The sequence below is a fragment of the Treponema vincentii genome (assembly GCF_018336815.1).
Taxonomy (GTDB): domain Bacteria; phylum Spirochaetota; class Spirochaetia; order Treponematales; family Treponemataceae; genus Treponema.
This window is the reverse complement of sequence record NZ_CP050497.1, coordinates 2,448,144-2,467,469: the sequence shown is the minus strand read 5'-3', so window position 1 is coordinate 2,467,469 and position 19,326 is coordinate 2,448,144. Positions and strand designations below refer to the sequence as shown.

Genomic DNA, 19,326 nt, shown 5'->3' with positions numbered 1-19,326 from the left:
GTATGTGGCTTTGGAGTGAAATTAAGAGAAGGATATAAAATGAAATATAAGATTGCGTTAATCGGCTGCGGCCGAATTAGTTTTAAGCATATTGAAGCATTTGTTGCGATGCAGGATAAGGTTGATTTAGTTGCTGTTTGCGATCCCGTGCAGGAGCGTGCAGAAGAGAAAAAAGCTGAGTACGCTAAAGCACTGCCGAATGCAATGGTGAAAGTATTTGCCGACTATAAAGAAATGCTTGCGACGTGTAAACCGGAGATAGTAACGATTGCGACCGAATCCGGTAAGCATAAGGATATTGCGGTGCATTGTTTGCAGAATGGCTCTCATGTAATTTGCGAAAAGCCGATGGCGCTTTCTACAGCTGATGCACAAGCGATGATTGATACGGCAAAACAACACGGTAAAACATTGGCAGTGTGCTTTCAGAATCGCTTTAATGCACCGGTGGTAAAAGCACGTGAAGCATATCAAAAAGGCCGTTTCGGTAAAATGCTGCACGGAATGATCCAAGTGCGCTGGAACCGAAATGAAGGTTACTACGAACAGGCAAAGTGGCGCGGTACGTGGGAGCAGGACGGCGGTACTCTGATGAACCAGTGTACGCACGGTATTGATCTTTTGCAATGGATGATGGGGGAAGATGCTGTCCGCGTGCAGGCGCAAACCCGCCGGTTTATCCGTCCGATTGATGCAGAGGACTTCGGTTGTGCGATTGTAGAATTTGCTTCCGGTGCTGTTGGCATAATAGAAGGAACTGCCGATGTGTATCCGAAAAATCTCAATGAAACATTGAGCTTATTCGGTTCGGAAGGTTCCGTTGTGATCGGCGGGCTTGCGGTTAATAAGATGGAAACATGGCGTTTTGCCGATGCGGAACAGGTAGGGGACACGGAAGAAAATGTCCTTAATCCTAATGAAAAAGACCCGCCGACGGTGTACGGTTTCGGACATACGGCTCTTTTTAGAGATGTCGTCGATGCAATCGAACATAATCGTGAACCGCTCGTTTCGGGCGAAAAAGGCAAAAAAGCTTTAGAGATTATCTTGGCTATTTATAAATCTCAAAAAACCGGATTGCCGGTAACGCTGCCGTGTGATTTTTCAACGTTGGAAATGAGGGGTATCTTTAAATAGATTAAGAGGAGAAAGATGATGAAAGTACCTTTTTATACTGCGACACGAGAATATAAAAATTTAAAAAATGAGTTCGATACGGCATTATCCTCAGTGCTGGAAACGGGGGATTTTATTTTAGGAAAAGCTGTAGCAAGTTTGGAAGAAGGAATACAACAGTATACCGGAGCAAAATACGTGGTCGGGGTTGCGAACGGCAGTGACGCATTGGTGATTGCTTCCGATATTCTTGGCTTTAAAAACGGCGCAGAGGTTATAACACCTGCTTTTACGTTTTTTGCATCCACTTCCTGTATTGCCCGCTTAGGCGGTAAACCTGTTTTTTGCGACATTGATGAAGACACCTTCTGTATGGATATGCAGGATGCGAAAAAACGTATAACAAAAAATACGGTCGGACTATTGCCTGTGCATTTATTCTTACAAACGGCGGATATGACTGCTTGTATGGCACTTGCAAAAAAGCATAATCTCCGTGTGTTAGAAGATGCAGCTGAGGCCTTCGGGATGCAGGATATGTATAACGGCGCTTTGCATCAGTCAGGAACTGTCGGCGATATGGGGATTTATTCGTTTTTTCCGACCAAGACGCTCGGCGGCTACGGCGATGGCGGTATGATCGTTACGAATAACGAAGAGTATTACTTAAAAGCGAAAAGCTTGCGTGTCCACGGAGCAACAAAAAAGTACCACCATGACTATATCGGATATAACTCTCGGCTTGACAGCTTACAGGCTGCCGTTCTGAATGTTAAACTCAAGCATATTGATGAGGCGATTGCAAAGCGAGCTGAACACGCAGCGCAATATCGGGTTTTGCTAAAAGATATAGGGCAGATAAAACTTCCCGTCGTAAAAACGAAGGGAAAAGAAGTGTACTACGTGTTTAATATCCTTGCTGAAAACCGGGATGAGTTACAGGCATATCTTACCGAAAAAGGAATAGGTACGACGGTGTATTACCCCAAGTGCTTACATGAACAGGAGTGCTTTAAGTATCTCGGTTACAAGAAAGGTGATTTCCCCGTTGCCGAAAAACTGTGTGCTTCCGTACTTGCTCTTCCTATGTACCCTGAGTTGACTCAAGATGAAATTGCCTATACCTGTGATGCAATAAAAGTATTTTATAAGCGGTAGGGGAATATGGCTAAAAATTATTTTGTGCATGAATCGAGTTATGTTGATGAAGGTGCGGAGATAGGAGAAGAAACCAAGGTCTGGCATTTCACGCACATTATGAGCGGCGCTAAAGTCGGTAAAAGATGTTCCATCGGGCAGAATGTTAACATCGGCGGGAAGGCTGTTATCGGCAATGGCGTAAAGATTCAAAATAATGTTTCGCTATATGACGATGTGGTGATAGAAGACGATGTTTTTTGCGGTCCGTCCTGTGTGTTTACCAATGTGATAAATCCCCGTGCCTTTATTGAACGCAAACATGAGTATAAACAAACCTTGATTAAAAAAGGCGCATCTATCGGTGCAAATGCTACGATTGTTTGCGGAGTAACTGTCGGTGAATATGCGTTAATCGGTGCAGGAAGCGTAGTAACAAAAGATGTGCCGCCATACACCCTTGTCTATGGAAACCCCGCACGGGTGCACGGCACGGTGAATGAGGCGGGGGAGAAGGAGTAGAGGGGATGAAAGCCCTCTGGAAAAGTATTTATCATAGGCAATGATGAAAGATACGGAAAATATCCGTTGGAAACAGCGGTTTCAAAATTTTGAAAAAGCCCTCATCGTCTTTAAAGAAAGGTGCTTGGACGTTGAGGAACATCCTGAGGGTTCAAAATATTATGATGCCTTTCAGATGGCATTGGTACAAGCTTTTGAAATTCTTATAGAGCTTTCTTGGAAGGTGTTAAAAGACTATCTTGAAAGTGAAGGGTATACGGAAGTTCAAACGGGAAAGAGAGCATTCCGTCAAGCCTTTCAAGATGGAATAATTGAAAATGGAGAAGTTTGGTTAAAAGCTCTTGAAGTGAGAAATCTTACGAGTCATGTCTATGATGTTTCCCTTCTTGGAGAGCTTAATGATTTTGTGATTGAAAGCTTTTTACCTGAAGTTGAAAAACTTAATGATACACTGCGAGCGGAACTTTAGCGTATGCGGTACGGTTTGCCAGAAGAGCATATCAAAATCATTTTAAGTTACATTGCACGGCATAGCGAAATTGAGGAAGCTGTTTTATTCGGTTCGCGTGCATTAGGAACGTATAAGCAGGGTTCGGATGTGGACATTGCATTAAAAGGTAATAAAGTAGATTCTTTTTTGGCAGCGCATTTGAAGTCGGAAATTGAAGAGGAAACATGCCTACCCTATTTTTTTGACTTTGTTGCTTATGCTAAATTGAACCATAAGGATTTAATCAAGCATATCGATGAATACGGTGTGGTGTTAAAGTAGCGGTTGTTGAAAAATATCAAAAATATTTGTGTTTTGTAAAAGGATTGATAAAATGAATATAGGTGTTATTTTATTAAGTGTTTGTCTTAACTGCTGTGCCCAACTGTTTATTAGAAAAGGAATGCTTCAAGTCGGTGAAATGAACATGCTTCGAATGGCTTACAATATAGGGCTTTTAGCAAGCAATATATGGCTTTGGATTGCAATGTTTTGTTATGCAGTAAGTATTATCCTTTGGATGTCTGTTCTTTCAAAGGTTCAAGTCAGTTTTGCATATCCGTTCCTCAGTATAGGATATGTGCTTTCGGCAGTTGCCGGTTACTTGTTTTTTCAGGAATCTCTTTCGCCGGTTCGTATTGCGGGGATTGCAGTTATCTGTATTGGTGTTGTTCTTATTTCAAGAAGTTAAGGAAATTAAATGTATTATATCTTTGGTGGTAATGGTTTTGTTGGGCGTTATCTTGCAAATGAACTGTTAAACAGGAATGAATCGGTAACCGTTTGTGATATTCATGAAGTTCTGGATAGCCAAATAAATGAGAAGGCTGACTATGTTCATGTCGATATTCGTGATAAAAGACAAATAGAAAATCTTTCATTTGCTTCGTGCGATACTGTTATAAATTTGGCTGCGAATCAGTATCACAACAGAGTACCCCAAAATCGCCATGATTATTTTTTTGATACCAATACTACAGGAACTCAAAATATCCTAGAGGTAATGTATGAAAGAAAATGTCTTAGCTATATTATGTTTACAACGGATATGACATACGGCAAGCCTCAATATCTTCCGGTTGATATAAATCATCCGCAGAATCCTTTTGGTCCTTACGGACAAAGTAAAAAAGCCTGTGAAGATATTTGCCGTGAATTTCGCAAAAAAGGGATAAATATAACAATTTTTAGACCTAGAATGATTATTGGACCTGGACGGTTTGGTATCCTTGTTAAGCTATTTAAACTGATTGATTTAGGTCTTCCTGTGCCTACGATCGGAAGTGGTAAAAATCATTATCAAATGATTTCGGTCTTTGATTGTGTTTCAGCAATTATTTGTGCTCTTGAAAAAGATATCCCTAATAAGGAGTACAATCTCGGATCGGAATCTCCGCCTAATATTACGATTCTTTTAGAAAAGGTTATACAGTATGCAGGCTCTTCTTCATCTGTTATTCATACGCCGGGAGGTTTTGTAAAACTAATACTTGCTCTTTTTGATAAAATAGGACTAACGATTATGTATCCCGAACAATTTATGATAGCCGATGAGGAGTATATTCTTGATATTTCACAAACTAAAAAAGATTTGGACTGGCAGCCTAAATATAGTGATGATGATATGTTAATAGATGCATATAGGATGTATTCGGAAACGAAAAGGAGAGACAGTAAGATTTAAATGGGGAAATTTAGAAATATATTAAAGCTCCTTCGTCTAAAACACTGTATAAAAAATTTTCTTGTTTTTGTTCCGCTTATATTTATGCGGGATGAAGGGGGGGGGGGCAGAGAATACTATATGTTTTAATTGGTTTTATTTCGTTTAGCCTTATTGCTTCAACAATATATATAATAAATGATGCTAAGGATGTAGAAAAAGATAAACTTCATCCAACTAAAAAAAACAGACCTTTTGCAAGCGGAAAAATTTCGATAGCAGAGGGTTTTGTGTATGCTGTATGTTGTTTTTTTATTTCTATAGGATTGCTTTTTTATCTAATTGTATTTCATCATATCAGTTTTTTTGCTTTGTTTAATTTGTTGTTATATTTTATTTTGAATTTGGCATATAGTTTGGGTCTTAAAGACATTCCGATTATAGATATCTCTATTTTAACAGCAGGGTTTTTAATCAGGGTTATGTTTGGTGCTCTTCTTGCTGGAACCTATGTTTCTTCATGGTTGTATTTGACGATTGTTTCGGCTGCTTTTTATTTAGGTCTAGGGAAGCGTAGAAATGAAATTAAAATGGTTGAGAGCGGCATCGATGGTGTGACTCGTGCCGTTTTGCAAAAAATATACATTCAACTTTCTTGATAAATTTATGTATCTGTGTTTGGGTATGACCTGTGTGTTTTATGCTCTGTGGGCTAAGGAGTACCCTAATCCATATATGATTTTAACTGTGCCTGTGGTTATTATTATATTTATGCAATATAGTCTTGATATCGAAAGTTCCTATGATGGAGATCCTGTTGAAGTTGTTTTTGCAGATAAAAAGATACTGGCTTTTTGTTTGTTGTTTTTATGTATGTTGTTTGGAATTATATATCTATTATGAATGTATTTGATTTTGACGGAACGATTTATGATGGAGACAGTTCAATCAATTTTTGGCTTTTCTGTTTAAAAAATGATATAAAGCTTATTCGCTTTTTTCCTTTGCAAGTTAGCGGTCTGTTTTTATATATATTTAAATTTGTTGATAAAAAAGAATTTAAGAAATTGTTTTTTAAATTTTTACAAGGAATAAAGGATATAGATGCTTGTATTCTCTCTTTTTGGATTGAGAATGAAAATAAAATTAAAGGATGGTACAAAGAGATGCAGGCTTCAGATGATTGCATTATAAGCGCATCTCCTGATTTTTTGCTTCGCCCAATATGTAAAAAAATTGGTATAAATAATTTAATAGCCACAAATATGGACCAAAAGACGGGGAATATTCTAGGTGAAAACTGTTATGGAACTGTTAAGCCGATTTTATTTAAAGAAAAATTTGGGAAAATAGAAATTGAAAATTTCTACTCCGATTCAAAATCTGATTTGCCTATGGCTTTGCTAGCTGGAAATGCGTATTTTGTTAAAAGAAATCAAGTACAAAAATGGTGTCTAAGCTGAATTTGTGAATCATAAATTTTTATTATTGAGGATTTTTATGTTGAAATTAAAAAAGAAAGAGAGATATTTATTGCGTATAATATTGCTGCTTGTGATTGTTTTTCTTGTATTTCCGGCGTTTATCGGTGAGAATTCTATCATTTCCATACACGATAATTTGGACTCCAATGCTGCATGGGCGAAAATGATCAAGGATAATGACTCTTTTTTTACGCTTAATAGTCCCACACCATCCTTTAATAATTTGTCAACTTTGTATTTTATGCAGGTTAATTATTCTTTATATTCTGCTATCTTTTGTCTTTTACCTACTTTCTTTGCCTATATGATTAATTATTATATTGCAATTATTGTAGGTTTCGTATCTATGCTTATCTTATTAAAAAGGCTTGGAATAGAAGATGATTTTATAGCGGTTGTTATCTCTATAATTTTTGCTGTATTGCCTAAATATTATTGGTCAGCTGTTGCTATTTCCTCTATACCAATTTTAGTAATTACATTTTTAGATATAATCAAACAAAATGCCAGATTTAACAAAAAATATATACTCCTTTTATTTTTTCCACTTATTTCAAATTTTGCTTTTGTCGGCATATTTGCTATAGGGTTATGGCTGCTTGTTTCCATAATTTTATTAATACGATCTAAAAAAATAAATATCAATCTGTTTGTTGCCTTTTTTGTTTTGTGTACTGGGTATATCCTTGTTGAATTTAAATTATTCTATCATGCCTTGGTAATAAAGGAGCCGTTAAATAGGTCAATATTTGCTCTGGGCGACGGTAATGTTTTGCTATGGTTTAAAAATTATTTTTTGAATGGTTGGTATCATTTTGCTTCTTTACAAAGAAAAATCATAATCCCGTTTGCATTTATTTTTTTACTTTTATATTTTTTATCTTTTTGGGTAAAACGGATAAAAACGCAATTTGAAAATATCAGTAGGAAAAATATTCACATAATATTATTTTTATTTTGTATACTTATCTCTTTTTCATTCATTGCGGCTTTGTATGAAAATAATTCTATCAGCACATTTGTTGAAACTGTCATTCCTCCTTTATCAGGGTTTAATTGGGGAAGAATTTGGGTTTTGAATATTCCGGTTTGGTATATTTTGTTTGCGTTAGTTGCTGTACAGATTAATGCTATATTTAATAAAAAATGGCTTGGCTATACCGTTGTTTTGTTGCAATTATGCTATGTTTTATTTTCCCCGACAGAGTATAATGATACTATTAAAACATGGTATAACGAAATTGTTTATAAAACAGGTCTTGATAAAGTCATCCATATAGATAAGACAATCTCTAAAAAATTTGTCTATAGCTCTGATGATTTTATTTCTTATAAAGAGTTCTTTGATATTGAGTTGTTTAATGATATAAAGCATGACATTGGATATGCCAATGAAAATGTAGTCGCTTTTGGCTATCATCCTGCGGTACTAATGTATAACGGCTTCCACACGGTCGATGGCTATAATAGTATTATTCCTCTTTCATATATGAGGAAATTCGGAAAACTGCTCGAGCCTGAATTTGCAGTGAATCCTGAAATGAGAGACTATTATAATAGTTGGGGTGGACGCATGTACTTATATAATGGCGGAGCTGATTTTTATGCGCCAACCCGTAATAAAAATCCTCAACCTGCGGCTTTACGTGTAGATATGAATATTTTGAAAGATACTTTTAATGTCAAGTATATCTTATCAAGGCCGGTGATTACTAACGCTGCTGTCTTAAAATTACATTTAGTGGAAACTTATACGCATAAAAATAGCATATATACTATTCATGTGTATAAAGTTTTGTAGTTAAATGTATTGAGCTTTTTAAGTAGGGCTAAATGGTTGATGTTTTTTCAAAAAATAAGTCGATTTCCCGCGTTGTTATTTTTAATGTGTTTGGGAGTTTCGTTTTACAAGGGATATCGTTTTTTACTGCTCCAATATTTACACGTCTTTTAAGTCCATCTGATTATGGTATCGTCGCTGTTTATACGGCATGGCAGGGCTTATTTATGTTATTTATCGGACTGCAAACTTATGGTTCTATTGCAAATGCCCGTATTACGTATGAAAAAAATACAATAGATATGTACTTATCTGCAATTATGACCTTAAGCTTCCTTTCTTTTGCTTGTGTTTTGAGTATTTGTATAATCTGGGTACGTCCATTATCAAGGATTTTGGGTATACAGCAGGGGTTTGTAATTCTGCTGCCCATTCATAGTTTTTGCGTTTTTATTGTTAACTTTTATACGACAAAATGGATGCAATTTAAAGATGTTGAAAAGAATGCTATTTTTGGAGTGTTAATAGCTGTCGTAAGTGTTTGTCTGTCGCTCATTTTTATTTACTTTTTTCAGGAGGAAAAATATCGAGGAAAGATATATGGTGCTGCTATTCCCCAAATTTTGTCGGCATGTATTTTTTTAGTTTTTCTATATAGGAATGGTCGATGTTTTTATAATAAAGACTATTGGCAATATTGTTTAAAATTGACTCTGCCGCTTATCCTTCATGGTGCGGGGGGGCTGATTCTATCCCAAAGTGATAGAATTATGCTGAAGAAGTTTGTTGGAGAGGAAAGTGTTGGTATATACAGTGTAGGATACAGCTTAGCTCTTATTATTTCTTCGATTTGGGGAGCCTTGAATACTTCGTGGGTACCTTTTTACTATGAGTATAAGAAGGATAACAACGGAAATCTCATTTTGGAAAAGGCTGGTCGGTATATGACGCTTTTTTCCGTGCTAACTATGGGGTTTTTACTATTAGCACCGGAGGTGTATAAAATTATGGCCCCATCGGCCTATTGGAAGGGAATCCGCCTTATTCCGCTTATTGTATTGGCGTACTATTTCAATTTTTTGTATGCCTTTCCTGCTAATCATGAGTTTTTTTATCAAAAAACTATCTATATATCATTAGGTACTTTAGTAGCTGCCGGTATTAATATTGGTCTAAATTTCTTGCTGATTCCCATATATGGAGATATGGGGGCGGCCATTGCAACGGTTGTTTCGTTTGTGTTCTTATTTCTTTTTCATGACATTATTGCGCGGTATGTTATAAAAAATTTGGAATATCATTTTAGGTTTTATCTGTGCGGTCTCGTACCCGTTCTGTGCGTTGCTATCTTATATTATTTTACATTATCGTTTTGGTATATACGATGGGCAGTCGCAACCTGTTTAGGGGTATTCCTTTTATTGCGTATTATTAAACAAAGGGCATTGTTTTAAAAAGGAAGGAGTCTTTATGGTTGATTTTAATATAGAAAATTTTATTTCAGAATATGTAATAAAGCGGAAAGAAAGTCTTTTTGCTTCTGATATTCGTGCAAATACAAAACAGTTGAGTGCTTGTATTGAAGGAAAAACAATGCTCGTAATTGGAGGGGCAGGCAGTATTGGAAGTTCTTTCATTAAAGCGTGTTTACCGTTTAAGCCCCGCACCCTTGTCGTAGTTGATACAAACGAAAATGAGCTTGCGGAATTGACGCGAGATTTACGAAGCACAAAGGGGTTGTTTATTCCCGATGACTATGCTACGTACCCGATTAATTATGCGGATGTTGTCTTTGAGAAGATATTGAGAGCGAGGAAAGGCTTTGATATCGTAGCAAATTTTTCTGCACATAAGCATGTCAGAACTGAAAAAGATATATATTCTATTGAAGCTTTGCTCAAAAAATAATATTATAAATGCGAAAAAGTTATTGGATTTGTTAAAAGAATTTCCTCCAGCAGCATTTTTCTGTGTTTCTACGGATAAGGCTGCAAATCCTGTGAACGTAATGGGTGCAAGTAAAAGAATAATGGAGGATTTAATTTTTTCATACTCCGATTATTTCCCCGTTAAAACGGCACGTTTTGCGAATGTGGCTTTTTCAAACGGTTCGTTACCGGCAGGATTTTTAGAACGCATAGCTAAATATCAGCCGATTTCTGCTCCAACTGATGTCAAGCGGTATTTTGTTTCTCCGAAAGAGAGTGGCGAAATTTGTATGCTTGCTTGTATGCTTGGGCATAATCGTGAGGTATATTTCCCAAAGCTGGATCAAGTTTCAACAATGACTTTTTCCGATATTGCAGAAAAATTATTACACGAGTTGGGTTATACCGTATGTAAGTGCAGTTCGGAAGAAGAGGCAAAAGAGAAGGCCTTACAACTGTTTAGAGGTAGTAGGGATTATCCTGTTTATTTTTCTGTTTCAGATACAACAGGAGAGAAACCTTATGAAGAGTTCTTTACCCAAACAGAAACGGTTGATATGAATAAGTTTTCCGCACTGGGTGTTATTACGGGTATACAAAAGCGTTCATCCACTGAAATTAATGAATTTATTTTTGAACTGGAGCGATTGTTTAATAACGATACGCTGAAAAAAGCGGAGATTATAGCACTCTTAAAGAAATTTCTACCAAATTTTGAACACGAAGAAAAGTATAAGAATTTAGATGGGAGAATGTAAATTATGAATATTAATGAAGTTATTACTTTTATCAAAAAGCTCTATAATGCTGATTCCGTACAGCTGCACGCACCGGTTTTTATCGGCAACGAAAAAAAATATCTTGCGGAGTGTATTGACACCTCCTATGTTTCCAGTGTCGGTGCGTTCGTGGATCGGTTTGAAAAAGATATGGCAGAATATACGGGAGCTAAGCGGGCCGTTGTGTGTGTTAATGGCACGAATGGCATTGCAATAGCGCTTAAACTTGCGGGCGTTGAAATGAATGATGAGGTTATTACACAACCGTTGACATTTATTGCAACAGCAAATGCTATTTCTTATTGTTATGCCCATCCGGTATTTTTAGACGTTGATAAGGAAACAATGGGGCTTTATCCTGTAAAGATGGTTGAATGGCTGAAAGAACATGCTCTAATTAAAAATAATGAATGTTTTAACAAACAAACCGGTAGGCGCATTAAAGCTTGTTTGCCTATGCACACCTTTGGGCATCCTGTTAAGCTCGATGAACTTGTACAGGTTTGTAATGATTGGAAATTGGAATTAGTTGAAGATGCTGCTGAAAGCATCGGATCCTTTTATAAAGGGCAGCATACCGGAACATTCGGTAAAATCGGTGTTATCAGTTTTAACGGTAATAAGACAATTACAACCGGCGGCGGCGGGATATTGCTTTTTCAGGATGAGAAGCTCGGCTCCTATGCAAAACATATTACAACACAGGCAAAAATTCCTCATCGGTGGGAATTTAAGCATGATGCAATTGGATATAATTATCGTATGCCGAATATTAATGCTGCATTAGGATGTGCCCAGCTTGAAAATCTTGATGTGTTCTTAAAAAATAAACGGGAAACAGCTATGCGGTACAAGGCATTTTTTGAAGGCTCCGATATTACTTTTTTTGATGAACCGAACAGTACGCATTCGAATTTCTGGCTCAATGCGGTTATATGTGAAAATAAAGCAAAACAACAAGAATTTTTAACAGCAACGAACGATGCCGGTGTAATGACTCGTCCTATTTGGGAACTTATGAATCACTTACCTATGTTTAAAGATTGTGAATGCGGTGATCTGACCAATGCCGAATGGTTTGCAGAGAGGGTTGTGAACATTCCGAGCGGAGTAAGAATCGATTGTATAAAATAGATATAGGCGCATTATGAATAGACGATCAATTTTGAAAAAGATAGAACTTGCCGGTTTTAAATCAATTAGTTCATCAAAAGAATATGCCTTAGATATGGACTTGACCGATGTAAATATTGTTATCGGTTCGAATGGTTCCGGAAAAACAAATTTACTTTCTTTTTTCAAAATGCTTAATTACATGATGACCGGAGCTTTTCAGAACTATGTTGCTCGATATGGTGGTGCGGAATACCTTCTCCATTTTGGTTCGAAATATACATCGTCGATTGAATCGCGTCTTACGTTTGTTAACGATAAAGATACCGATGTATATGATATAGTGCTTGCAAAAACCATACAGGATTCTTTAATTTTTTTGGATGAATCAATAGAATGGAGAGAGCGGCGTTATGAACTCGCGGGAGGACAAAGAGAAAGTTATTTAGCTACTAATAACCTAAAATATAGCAGTGAAAGAATTATCAAATATATTTTATCAAATTGTAGAACATTTCAATTTCATGATACGTCTATGACTTCTCATATCAGGAATACGTCAGAAATTGAGAATAACCGTTGCCTTATGAGTGATGGCGGAAATATTGCTGCATATCTCTATATGTTAAAAAACAAATCATCAGAATACAAAAAATATTATGACAGGATTGTTGAAAGAATAAAGTTTGTTATGCCGCAGTTCTGTGATTTTTCACTGGAACCACAGGTATTAAATCCTGACTATATAAAACTACGATGGTTTAGTGCTGATAATAATGAGTATGATTTCGGGGCTGAACAGTTATCTGATGGTTCTATCCGCTTTATTGCGCTTACAACGCTTTTTTTTTGCAGCCGCCGGAATTACTGCCGAATGTTATTATTGTCGATGAACCTGAGTTAGGCTTGCATCCGCAAGCAATTGATTTATTGGCTTCAATGATAAAAACCGCAGCAAAAAATGCTCAAGTTATTGTTGCAACGCAGTCTGCACGGCTTCTTGATAGCTTTGATTCATCTGAAATTATTGTTGCCGAGTATGATAGCATACGCAAATGCAGTCTCTTTCATCGGTTGGAGCAAGAACAATTAAAGCTATGGTTGGAAGATTTTACTTTGTCTGAATTGTGGGAAAAAAATGTTTTAGGCGGGCAGCCGTGAAGTATATCTCTGTTATTTGCGAAGGGCAGGCTGAAGCTACTTTTGTAAAGCGCATACTGGTGCCATATTTTGCTTTACGAGATAAAATACTTATTCCTTGGACTGTATTAACCAAACTTGATAAAAAGCATGGTAAAATGTACAAGGGCGGGATGAGCAATTTTGAAAAAGCTCGTTCAACAATAACTAAGGCTCTTGCCAATGTAAAAAATGGTCACATATTTGTTACGACTATGTTTGATTTTTATAAACTTCCGCAGGATACACCTGGTATGGATAAAATAGGAACCATTAGTGATCCTTATAGGCAGATATTATTGCTGGAGAAAGAAATACAAGCTTTTGAAAAAGTATCTCCGTATGTATATCTTCCGTATATACAATTGCATGAGTTTGAAAGTTTGATTTTTGCTGATTTGGATAAGATCACTCAACGATATTTTGAATCTGATTATGATATCAGACCTCTTAAAGAAGCTTTAAAAGAATTTAAAAATCCTGAGTTGATCAACCATGGCGAATCTACATCACCGTCAAAAAGATTACTTGCGTGTATACCGGATTACGATAAAATTGATGGTGGAGTATCCATACTCGAGAAAATTGGAATAGGAAAATTACGAGACGAATGTAGACATTTTTCCGATTGGATTGAGAAATTGGAGCAGCTATAAATATGACTAAAATTTGTATTGTAACAGCAACGCGGGCAGAATATGGTTATCTACGCAGTTTAATAGATGCAGTGCATCATGATCATCATTTTCAGTTGCAGCTTGTTGTAACAGGCGCTCATTTGTTAAAAGAACAAGGCTATACGGTTGAGCGTATACAAGAAGATGGCTATCCGATAGCCGCGTTTGTAGATGTTGCGGTGGATAATACTTCTGAACTGACTATTGCGCATACAATGAGCCGTTATGCGGAAGGCTTTGCTGATACCTTTCATAAACTGATGCCGGATATTGTTTTTGTATTGGGTGACCGGTACGAGCTTTTGCCGATCTGTTCTGCAGCATTTATGATGAAAATTCCGATCGCACATCTTTCAGGCGGAGATGTTACAGAGGGAGCTTTGGATGATGCTATACGAAATGCAGTAACAATGCTTGCCGAGTATCACTTTCCCGGTACGGAAGATTCTGCAAAAAATATCATCAGAATGCGGGGGGGGGATAAGAATGTCTTTACAGTTGGAGAACCTACGCTTGATTTTTATACAACAGAAACGCTGCTGACTCGTGTTGAATTAGCCGAAGCACTACATCTTGATGCAGATAAACGCTGGGTATTGATGACTTATCACCCGGAAACAATGCAAAGCCTCGACTATAATATGGAGGCTGTTAGTAATATTATTACAGTAGTGCAGTCTATTCCTAATATTCAAATCGTTATTACTAAAGCAAATATGGATTACGGCGGAAAAGAAATCAATGAATATCTTGATGCTGTGGCTGTACAATACCCTGGGATTTTTACTGTGGTTTCCTCATTGGGGCAGCTCCGCTATTTAAGCTTTATGAAACAGGCTGCTCTTGTTATTGGAAATTCCAGCAGCGGTATTGTTGAAACTCCTTTTTTGTCTATTCCGACGGTAAATGTAGGAGATAGGCAAAAAGGGCGGTATCAATGTGCTAATATTATACAGGCATCTACTGGAGTTGATGAAATACAAGCTGCTGTTACTACCGCGCTCGCTGCAGATAAAAATGCCTACAACGATAAAAACTATTGGGGTGAAGGGCGTACTGCTGAAAATATTTTAAAAATACTGCATCAAATGGTTGATAAAAAAATAGGTGGAGAGTTCGCTATTGATCTAGCGTGTGCCCCCCCCCCGATAAGTTTTCAGAAAATAAATAAACATTATTTGTATGCATCTGGTAGGGCGGCATTATACGCAATATTGCAAAATATAAAGTATCATTTTTCAAAAATTGACACTGTCTTGTTGCCTGAGTATTTATGTGAATCTATTATCCATACCGTTTCTGCTGCAGGATTTCGTTATGATTTTTATGATATAAAAGCTGATGTTGAGCCTAATTGCGAAACGATACTTTCAAAATTGGATAATCATACCTGCGTTTTTGTTATAAATTATTTTGGTTGCGTAAATAGCGAATATATTATACAGGCACTGCGTAAGATACAATCTGATGTATGCATCATTTTAGATAACGTGCAGGCATTTTATGAAATGGACGATAGGTCAAGTGCCAATTACGTATTTACTAGTTTTCGTAAATGGTTTGCTGTTCCTGATGGTGCATGGGTAAAGACTGTTCATAATAATATGAAGCCTGCTCTTTACCCAAATGGTTTTGTTCAATTTAAATTTGCAGGGGCTTTATTAAAGTATTTTGACTCGTATAAAGAGGTGTCTGATCAATCTTATTTGGATTTATTAATACATGGTGAAAAAATTCTTGATAATTCATATGATGTAATATGCTCAGAAATAACACAAGCTATTTTTGAAAAAATTGATTTTGATGGTATAAAGCGAATACGCAGTATGAATGCTGACTATATATGTGAACAATTAAAAAAAATGGATATATATGTTGTTAAAGGTTCAAAGATGCCAAAAATCCCCTTTTTTATCCCTATTTTAGTACCGAATAGAGATAAAATAAGAATAGCATTAAAAGAACGTAATATTTTCCTGCCGGTGCATTGGCCGCGGGTGGAAGGTATTGCACATACTAATCGCTTGTATGATACTGAACTTTCTTTGGTGATTGATCAGCGGTATTCTATTTTTGATATGAAAAAAATGATTGGAGCTTTAAATGATATTGGTGGAAATAAGGGATACTTGGAATAAGTGTCTTGATCTTATTCCTGACAATAAACGTGATATTTATTTTTTTGAAGAGTATGTTAAGTTATATCAAGATAATACTTCAAGAGCTTTGTGTATTATAGCTCAAGAAAACGATAATATACTGCTGTTGCCCATTATCCGGCGCCAATTCGAGACTTTTTTTGATTTTGAAACTCCGTATGGTTATGGGGGACCTCTTGTAAATACTGATGATATTCGTTGGATTGAATCCGCCCTGCAAAGTATGAAACAGTTTCTTGTAGAACAGCGGTATATTGCAGGTTTTATTCGGTTTCATCCATTGCTGCATAATAATGCGATATGCTGTAACTGTTGTGAAGTGGGTCTTGATCGTCAAACGGTAGTCATCGATTTACTACCAGATGAGGATAGTATTTTTTCGCTTCAGCTTTCTGCAAAAAATCGAAATATGGTTAGAAAGGCATTGTCGGAAGGGTTGGTGTTTTGCGCAGATTACGATTTTGTCTCTTTGAAGGATTTTATACGAATATATGGCGATACAATGTCCCGGCTGTCAGCCGATGATTTTTATTTTTTTGATGAGGCATATTATCAATCGTTTGCGGAAATGCTGAGAAAAAAGATCATTTTTAGGCTGTGTTAAGAAAGATGGAGAAATTCTTGCTGCAGCATTGTTCATGTACAGCAGAGATTATGGACATTATCACCTTGCGGGGAGTGTAAAAAGCTCTTATCATGGGGTTAATAATCTCTTGCTATGGCAAGCTGCCCTTGAATTGAAAAAACAGGGTGTTAAAATATTTCATCTTGGGGGTGGGTTAAATGATGATCCCGAAAATTCCCTGTTTAAATTTAAAAAATCCTTTAGCCATACTACGGCAGAGTTTTATATCGGGAAAATGATCTTTAATGAAGATGTTTACAGTACAGTATGCCAAGAATGGGAGCAAAAGAATCCTGATAAAGCCTCTTTGTATAAAAATAGATTGTTGAAATATAGGTATTAATATGAAATACAAAACTTTTATTATTGCAGAAGCAGGGGTAAACCATAATGGTAGCTGTGATCTTGCTTTAAAATTGTGTGATGCTGCAAAAAAAACGGGAGCAGATGCCGTCAAGTTTCAAACTTGGAAAACGGATGCTATTATTACAAAAGATGTTGCCCAGGCAGAATATCAAGTAAAAAATACCGGAAAGGTAATCTCTCAATACGAAATGTTGAAGTCGCTTGAACTTTCGTATGATGATTTTCGTAAGATAAAGGCCTATTGCGATTCGATTGGTATTCTGTTTTTGTCTACCGCTGATGAACAAGAAAGTCTTGATTTTCTTGTTGAGCTGGGGGTTCCTATGTTGAAGATTGGTTCCGGTGAAATTACCAATATTCCATTTTTGCGATATGTAGGCTCAAAAAGGCTACCGGTAATTTTAAGCACGGGGATGAGTTCTTTAGCAGAGGTTGATGTTGCCTATCGAATTTTGCAGCAGGCGGGAACTGACGATATTACTCTTTTACATTGTACCACCAGTTATCCGTGTCCTATCGATACAGTCAATCTAAAAGCTATGCAGACACTTGCCGACGCTTTTCACTGTCCGGTTGGGTATTCCGATCATACTATTGGCGATGAGGTCGCTATAGCTGCTGTTGCGCTGGGTGCAGTAGTGGTTGAAAAACATTTTACGCTTGATGTAACGATGGAAGGGCCTGATCATGCGGCAAGCACTACACCGGATGACTTCGCTATAATGGTACAAAAAATCCGCAATATTGAAAAAGCATTGGGAAACGGTATAAAAATACCATCAAAAATGGAAACACAGATTTCCCAAGTGGTATTGAAAAAAATTGTTGCGATACAAAATATAGTAAAGGGGGAGTGCTTTACAAAAGATAATATTTCTGTTAAACGAAGTGATAGCGGGTTGTCAGCCTCATTGTGGGACTCTGTAATTGGATTGAAAGCTGGAAAAGATTTCAGGATTGGTGAAGGAGTAACATGGTGACAAGCATAGATAATGGGTTTTTATATGTTATTCCAGCTCGTGGTGGTAGTAAAGGTATACCTCATAAAAATATTAAGTTATTACACGGGAAACCGTTGATTTATTATTCAATAGATATAGCTCGGTCATTAACAAACGATGAGCATATTTGTGTATCGACTGATGATGAAGAAATTATCAAGGTTGTTTCCGATTACGGTTTGAAAGTCCCCTTTGTGAGACCAAGGGAATTGGCAAACGATACGGCAAGTACGAATGATGTTTTGATTCATGCGTTGAAATATTATGAGTCTATCGGAAAAAACTATACGGCAATAGTGTTGTTGCAGCCTACATCTCCATTGCGTTTGGTAGAAAATGTGCGGGCAGCTGTAAAATTATATACTGATGATATAGATATGGTGGTGTCGGTAAAACTATCTTCTTCTGCTGCTGTTATATGTGAAGAAGATTTAGATGGCTTTTTAACGATGACTCTAAATAAAGATGATGTCCGGCGTCAAGATGTTAAATCGTATTATGAGTATAATGGTGCTGTTTATGTCATCAATCCAATATCTTTGAAGGAAAAAGGTTTGGCTCATTTTTCCAGGATAAAGAAGAGCATTATGGAAGATATAAACTCGATAGATATTGATACTCCATTTGACTGGCAGCTTGCTGAAGCAATTTTGGAGAAAAAAGTTGGTAAAAGGCTTAAAGTAGTAATGAATACACATGATTTTACAAAGTATCTTGTACTAGATAGTACGAGTATTCTCGATGCTTTAAAGCAACTTGATGCTGTCTCTGATAATGGGATGCTTACATTGTTTGTTATCGATGAATCGAAGCGGGTGGTGGGTTCATTGACTGATGGTGATTGTAGACGAGCTCTAATCAAAGGTGCTTCTTTAGCGGATCCCATAGCAACCGTTATGCGGAAAGATTTTACCTATATTGATGATGATAATTATTCTTCCGATTTAATTTCCTTTATTAGGCAAAAAGGCATTAAACTTGTCCCTTATCTTCATAAAGATAAAACCGTTAAGAAAATTCTTGATTTTTCAAATGGAAAATCCTATTTGCCCATTGATGCGGTGTTGATGGCGGGAGGAAAGGGAGAGCGTCTTCGGCCTTTAACGCTTAATATACCTAAACCGCTCTTAAAAGTCGGCGGTAAGGCGATTATCGATTATAATATTGATAATCTTATGCACTGCGGTATTGATAATATAAATGTTACGGTAAATTACTTAGCCGAGCAAATAGAGGAACATTTCTCAACTGAAAAAGATGGTATACAGATTAAATGTATTCGCGAAGGTGAAAAAAATTTTTAGGAA

The 19,326-nt window shown here is 36.7% G+C and carries 22 protein-coding genes; all 22 read left to right on the top strand.

The window, feature by feature from the left end; genetic code table 11:
• Positions 1-39 precede the first annotated feature (39 nt).
• The 22 genes from GWP40_RS11290 to GWP40_RS11185 all read left to right on the top strand — a co-directional run bounded on the left by GWP40_RS11290 (position 40) and on the right by GWP40_RS11185 (position 19,323).
• A complete protein-coding gene (locus tag GWP40_RS11290; protein WP_212565398.1) occupies positions 40-1,137 on the top strand; it encodes a Gfo/Idh/MocA family protein in 1,098 nt (365 codons plus the stop codon).
• A gap of 15 nt (positions 1,138-1,152) precedes the next feature.
• Positions 1,153-2,274 carry a DegT/DnrJ/EryC1/StrS family aminotransferase gene (locus GWP40_RS11285; protein WP_230974441.1) on the top strand — a complete coding sequence of 374 codons (1,122 nt, stop codon included), beginning with the start codon at positions 1,153-1,155 and terminating at the stop codon, positions 2,272-2,274.
• A 6-nt stretch (positions 2,275-2,280) separates the two neighbouring features.
• Complete coding sequence (locus tag GWP40_RS13475; protein WP_212565397.1) at positions 2,281-2,775, top strand: acyltransferase; 495 nt, start codon at positions 2,281-2,283, stop codon at positions 2,773-2,775.
• A gap of 40 nt (positions 2,776-2,815) precedes the next feature.
• Positions 2,816-3,244: an HI0074 family nucleotidyltransferase substrate-binding subunit gene (locus GWP40_RS11275; protein ID WP_212565396.1), complete on the top strand. Its 429-nt coding sequence runs from the start codon at positions 2,816-2,818 to the stop codon at positions 3,242-3,244.
• A gap of 3 nt (positions 3,245-3,247) precedes the next feature.
• Positions 3,248-3,547 (top strand): nucleotidyltransferase family protein, encoded by a 300-nt coding sequence (locus tag GWP40_RS11270; RefSeq protein ID WP_212565395.1) that lies wholly within the window; start codon positions 3,248-3,250, stop codon positions 3,545-3,547.
• A gap of 52 nt (positions 3,548-3,599) precedes the next feature.
• Entirely contained in the window at positions 3,600-3,956 is a 357-nt protein-coding gene (locus GWP40_RS11265; protein WP_230974440.1) for a DMT family transporter, read from the top strand.
• Positions 3,957-3,965: 9 nt separating this feature from the next.
• On the top strand, positions 3,966-4,949 hold the full coding sequence (locus GWP40_RS11260; RefSeq protein ID WP_212565394.1) for an NAD-dependent epimerase/dehydratase family protein: 984 nt from the start codon (positions 3,966-3,968) through the stop codon (positions 4,947-4,949).
• A 113-nt stretch (positions 4,950-5,062) separates the two neighbouring features.
• On the top strand, positions 5,063-5,587 hold the full coding sequence (locus tag GWP40_RS11255; RefSeq protein ID WP_212566609.1) for a UbiA family prenyltransferase: 525 nt from the start codon (positions 5,063-5,065) through the stop codon (positions 5,585-5,587).
• Positions 5,588-5,827: 240 nt separating this feature from the next.
• Positions 5,828-6,391: an HAD-IB family phosphatase gene (locus GWP40_RS11250; protein ID WP_212565393.1), complete on the top strand. Its 564-nt coding sequence runs from the start codon at positions 5,828-5,830 to the stop codon at positions 6,389-6,391.
• 37 nt (positions 6,392-6,428) lie between these two features.
• On the top strand, positions 6,429-8,213 hold the full coding sequence (locus GWP40_RS11245) for a DUF6044 family protein (protein WP_212565392.1): 1,785 nt from the start codon (positions 6,429-6,431) through the stop codon (positions 8,211-8,213).
• 32 nt (positions 8,214-8,245) lie between these two features.
• Positions 8,246-9,646 (top strand): oligosaccharide flippase family protein, encoded by a 1,401-nt coding sequence (locus tag GWP40_RS11240; protein ID WP_212565391.1) that lies wholly within the window; start codon positions 8,246-8,248, stop codon positions 9,644-9,646.
• A 16-nt stretch (positions 9,647-9,662) separates the two neighbouring features.
• Complete coding sequence (locus GWP40_RS11235; protein ID WP_212565390.1) at positions 9,663-10,100, top strand: polysaccharide biosynthesis protein; 438 nt, start codon at positions 9,663-9,665, stop codon at positions 10,098-10,100.
• Positions 10,048-10,878: a polysaccharide biosynthesis protein gene (locus GWP40_RS11230; protein ID WP_212565389.1), complete on the top strand. Its 831-nt coding sequence runs from the start codon at positions 10,048-10,050 to the stop codon at positions 10,876-10,878. The genes GWP40_RS11235 and GWP40_RS11230 overlap by 53 nt, the downstream gene beginning before the upstream one ends.
• Before the next feature lie 3 nt (positions 10,879-10,881).
• Positions 10,882-12,033 carry a LegC family aminotransferase gene (locus GWP40_RS11225; RefSeq protein WP_212565388.1) on the top strand — a complete coding sequence of 384 codons (1,152 nt, stop codon included), beginning with the start codon at positions 10,882-10,884 and terminating at the stop codon, positions 12,031-12,033.
• A gap of 31 nt (positions 12,034-12,064) precedes the next feature.
• Positions 12,065-12,916, top strand: a complete 852-nt coding sequence (locus tag GWP40_RS11220) for an AAA family ATPase (RefSeq protein WP_212565387.1) — start codon at positions 12,065-12,067, stop codon at positions 12,914-12,916.
• The gene (locus tag GWP40_RS11215; RefSeq protein ID WP_212565386.1) at positions 12,862-13,173 is read left to right on the top strand and encodes an AAA family ATPase; all 312 of its coding nucleotides are present in this window, start codon (positions 12,862-12,864) and stop codon (positions 13,171-13,173) included. The genes GWP40_RS11220 and GWP40_RS11215 overlap by 55 nt, the downstream gene beginning before the upstream one ends.
• Positions 13,170-13,847: a DUF4276 family protein gene (locus GWP40_RS11210; protein ID WP_212565385.1), complete on the top strand. Its 678-nt coding sequence runs from the start codon at positions 13,170-13,172 to the stop codon at positions 13,845-13,847. Before GWP40_RS11215 ends, GWP40_RS11210 begins: the two co-directional genes overlap by 4 nt.
• Positions 13,848-13,849: 2 nt before the next feature.
• The gene (gene neuC / locus GWP40_RS11205; RefSeq protein WP_212565384.1) at positions 13,850-16,006 is read left to right on the top strand and encodes a UDP-N-acetylglucosamine 2-epimerase; all 2,157 of its coding nucleotides are present in this window, start codon (positions 13,850-13,852) and stop codon (positions 16,004-16,006) included.
• Positions 15,972-16,631, top strand: a complete 660-nt coding sequence (locus GWP40_RS11200) for a peptidoglycan bridge formation glycyltransferase FemA/FemB family protein (RefSeq protein WP_212565383.1) — start codon at positions 15,972-15,974, stop codon at positions 16,629-16,631. The genes neuC and GWP40_RS11200 overlap by 35 nt, the downstream gene beginning before the upstream one ends.
• A gap of 34 nt (positions 16,632-16,665) precedes the next feature.
• Positions 16,666-16,995: a hypothetical protein gene (locus tag GWP40_RS11195; RefSeq protein ID WP_230974439.1), complete on the top strand. Its 330-nt coding sequence runs from the start codon at positions 16,666-16,668 to the stop codon at positions 16,993-16,995.
• 1 nt (position 16,996) lies between these two features.
• Entirely contained in the window at positions 16,997-17,998 is a 1,002-nt protein-coding gene (neuB, locus tag GWP40_RS11190; protein WP_212565382.1) for an N-acetylneuraminate synthase, read from the top strand.
• Positions 17,995-19,323: a cytidylyltransferase domain-containing protein gene (locus GWP40_RS11185; protein ID WP_212565381.1), complete on the top strand. Its 1,329-nt coding sequence runs from the start codon at positions 17,995-17,997 to the stop codon at positions 19,321-19,323. Before neuB ends, GWP40_RS11185 begins: the two co-directional genes overlap by 4 nt.
• Positions 19,324-19,326 lie beyond the last annotated feature (3 nt).

Excerpts from the sequence above, each read along its gene's own strand:
- GWP40_RS11290 (WP_212565398.1), top strand. The coding sequence starts at position 40 with ATGAAATATAAGATTGCGTTAATCGGCTGCGGCCGAATTAGTTTTAAG.
- GWP40_RS11285 (WP_230974441.1), top strand. The coding sequence starts at position 1,153 with ATGATGAAAGTACCTTTTTATACTGCGACACGAGAATATAAAAATTTA.
- GWP40_RS13475 (WP_212565397.1), top strand. The coding sequence starts at position 2,281 with ATGGCTAAAAATTATTTTGTGCATGAATCGAGTTATGTTGATGAAGGT.
- GWP40_RS11275 (WP_212565396.1), top strand. The coding sequence starts at position 2,816 with ATGATGAAAGATACGGAAAATATCCGTTGGAAACAGCGGTTTCAAAAT.
- GWP40_RS11270 (WP_212565395.1), top strand. The coding sequence starts at position 3,248 with ATGCGGTACGGTTTGCCAGAAGAGCATATCAAAATCATTTTAAGTTAC.
- GWP40_RS11265 (WP_230974440.1), top strand. The coding sequence starts at position 3,600 with ATGAATATAGGTGTTATTTTATTAAGTGTTTGTCTTAACTGCTGTGCC.
- GWP40_RS11260 (WP_212565394.1), top strand. The coding sequence starts at position 3,966 with ATGTATTATATCTTTGGTGGTAATGGTTTTGTTGGGCGTTATCTTGCA.
- GWP40_RS11250 (WP_212565393.1), top strand. The coding sequence starts at position 5,828 with ATGAATGTATTTGATTTTGACGGAACGATTTATGATGGAGACAGTTCA.
- GWP40_RS11245 (WP_212565392.1), top strand. The coding sequence starts at position 6,429 with ATGTTGAAATTAAAAAAGAAAGAGAGATATTTATTGCGTATAATATTG.
- GWP40_RS11240 (WP_212565391.1), top strand. The coding sequence starts at position 8,246 with ATGGTTGATGTTTTTTCAAAAAATAAGTCGATTTCCCGCGTTGTTATT.
- GWP40_RS11235 (WP_212565390.1), top strand. The coding sequence starts at position 9,663 with ATGGTTGATTTTAATATAGAAAATTTTATTTCAGAATATGTAATAAAG.
- GWP40_RS11230 (WP_212565389.1), top strand. The coding sequence starts at position 10,048 with ATGTCAGAACTGAAAAAGATATATATTCTATTGAAGCTTTGCTCAAAA.
- GWP40_RS11225 (WP_212565388.1), top strand. The coding sequence starts at position 10,882 with ATGAATATTAATGAAGTTATTACTTTTATCAAAAAGCTCTATAATGCT.
- neuC (WP_212565384.1), top strand. The coding sequence starts at position 13,850 with ATGACTAAAATTTGTATTGTAACAGCAACGCGGGCAGAATATGGTTAT.
- GWP40_RS11200 (WP_212565383.1), top strand. The coding sequence starts at position 15,972 with ATGATATTGGTGGAAATAAGGGATACTTGGAATAAGTGTCTTGATCTT.
- GWP40_RS11195 (WP_230974439.1), top strand. The coding sequence starts at position 16,666 with ATGTACAGCAGAGATTATGGACATTATCACCTTGCGGGGAGTGTAAAA.
- neuB (WP_212565382.1), top strand. The coding sequence starts at position 16,997 with ATGAAATACAAAACTTTTATTATTGCAGAAGCAGGGGTAAACCATAAT.